The sequence below is a fragment of the Winogradskyella poriferorum genome (assembly GCF_050618035.1).
Lineage (GTDB): Bacteria > Bacteroidota > Bacteroidia > Flavobacteriales > Flavobacteriaceae > Winogradskyella > Winogradskyella poriferorum_A.
In genome coordinates this window covers 1-233 of the sequence record NZ_JBODPY010000138.1, presented here as the reverse complement: position 1 = coordinate 233, position 233 = coordinate 1, and the positions used below count along the sequence as shown (strand labels likewise).

Annotated in this window: 1 pseudogene; it reads right to left on the bottom strand. The window is 40.3% G+C overall.

Annotation, left to right across the window (positions count from 1 at the left end):
- Window positions 1-233: pseudogene (locus tag ACRHOC_RS15230) on the bottom strand (porphobilinogen synthase); the annotation flags it as partial.

The window sequence follows — 233 nt, the reverse complement described above, 5'->3', positions numbered from 1 at the left end:
TGCGGAATCGAGAGCATCTCTAAAAGGCCCATAAAATGCCGACGCATACTTAGCACTATAACTCATAATTCCGGTGTCTAAGAAATTAGACTGGTCTAAAGCTTCTCTTATGCCGAGAATACGTCCATCCATCATGTCACTTGGAGCTACAAAATTGGCTCCTGCTTCAGCATGTGAAATACTCATTTCTGCCAACACCTCTACTGTAGCATCATTTATTATTTTTCCATTTT